A 1,404-nucleotide genomic window follows, 5' to 3' on the forward strand; every position below is an offset into this window, starting at 1 on the left:
TGTTTTTGTCCCCATGTGCCATCCGGGTTCAAAGGGCGCATGGTTGTCATCACATGAAAATGCGGGTTAGGGATGCCGCCGTCCTCTTTCTCCGGGCTGTGAAAAGCAAGGTCGGCAATCATGCCTTTTGTCACAAACTGCTCCTGTACGAACTTCCTCGCCAGCTCCATGTTTTCTTCCAGCGTCAATTCATTCTGCATGGCAATATCAAAGGAATAGGCAAGCTGTGCTTTTGGATGTTTCTCGCAGTTCTCCACAGCATTCCAGAGGGTCGCCCGGTCAAGATATATTTCCGGCGCATGGGGCGGCAGCATGATTTCCGAAGCGATCACGCCGCCCTTTTTGGTGTAGTCGCTGACTTCTCCATAGTAGCTGCTGTAAAGACGCTCCCCGGCTCGGTAGGCTGCGCTGGCAATGGCGCTCTGACCGGCGCTGCGCTTTATCTGTGCGATTGAAAAATGATAAAGTGCTATCCTTAGTCACCGCCTTTCTCCTGCCCGGAAATACGGGCGTGGTTCTCTGTGGCAGACCGGATGAAATGCTCCGCCTGCGGCAGATTCAAAATGCTTTCCATGAGGGAATAAAATTCCGCTTCGGATAGCTCCTTTGTCTGTGGTGCAATGCTCTCAATAGCTGCCCCACGGGTAATCAGCCGGTGCGTCCTCTGTTTCCGGGAACCGCTTTCCAGATACGCCTGCCGGTTTTTCAAACGCTGCATTTTCCGTTTTTCCTGTTCCAGCAGGACAGTGGTTTTTTCATATTCCTGCTTCAACTGTTCCAAAGATTTTTCCATGTTCTCACATCCTTTGCTGATAAGATAAAGAAAGACCATCCGCAGACAGTCCGTGTGTCAGTGCTTCTATAAAACCCGATGAAAAGGGAAAACCGCAGAGCGGATTTCTCTTTGCGGCGAGTACACAGGGGATAGCCGCTTTAGCGGCGCAAGGGGGTGTAGCCACCTTGTCGGAGCGAAGCGAACGCAGACCTCGGATTGCTGATTTTATCAGCGGCAGAGGTAAGCTCCGCAGGACGCACGATACATGGTCTTTAGACTATGTATAGAAGTGCGCCCTTAGTTCCTAAGGGATTTTGCCGTTTCCGGCAGTCTTGTCCTTTTTCTTGGAACGCTTGGAAAGATACTTCGGGCAGTCAACCACAACCGCCCGGAAGCTCTGTTTACATTCGTGCTGGCATTTCCGGCACAGTTCGTTGTAAGTGATACGGCTGCGGTCATTTAAGAAGAAAGACCATTCCAACCGCCGCTTGTTACTCATTCTTGCCATAACCGGCTCCTTTCTCCGTTTCTATCTGATGTACGCAGATAGGCTGTTTTGATGTAGCGTCTCGGTATCATTTTTAAGTTTTTTTCCCTCTGTATGCCCCTTTGGAAAGTGCGGCAGTATT

The 1,404-nt window shown here is 50.6% G+C and carries 3 protein-coding genes; all 3 read right to left on the reverse strand.

Going from position 1 to position 1,404, the window contains the following annotated elements; all coding sequences use genetic code 11:
* On the reverse strand, positions 1 to 473 hold a 473-nt coding region (mobQ, locus tag DW835_RS17715; protein WP_243037241.1), incomplete at its 3' end, for a MobQ family relaxase.
* A 2-nt stretch (positions 474 to 475) separates the two neighbouring features.
* The gene (locus DW835_RS17720) at positions 476 to 793 is read right to left on the reverse strand and encodes a DUF3847 domain-containing protein (protein ID WP_008816380.1); all 318 of its coding nucleotides are present in this window, start codon (positions 791 to 793) and stop codon (positions 476 to 478) included.
* A gap of 286 nt (positions 794 to 1,079) precedes the next feature.
* Positions 1,080 to 1,283 (reverse strand): hypothetical protein, encoded by a 204-nt coding sequence (locus tag DW835_RS17725; RefSeq protein ID WP_004614949.1) that lies wholly within the window; start codon positions 1,281 to 1,283, stop codon positions 1,080 to 1,082.
* Between the last annotated feature and the right edge of the window lie 121 nt (positions 1,284 to 1,404).

Origin of the sequence: Clostridium sp. AM34-9AC (genome assembly GCF_003480225.1) — a bacterium.
Classification (GTDB): Bacteria; Bacillota; Clostridia; order Lachnospirales; family Lachnospiraceae; genus Acetatifactor; species Acetatifactor acetigignens.

Coding starts and splice junctions, on each gene's coding strand:
- DW835_RS17725 (WP_004614949.1), bottom strand. CDS start 1,283: ATGGCAAGAATGAGTAACAAGCGGCGGTTGGAATGGTCTTTCTTCTTA.
- DW835_RS17720 (WP_008816380.1), bottom strand. CDS start 793: ATGGAAAAATCTTTGGAACAGTTGAAGCAGGAATATGAAAAAACCACT.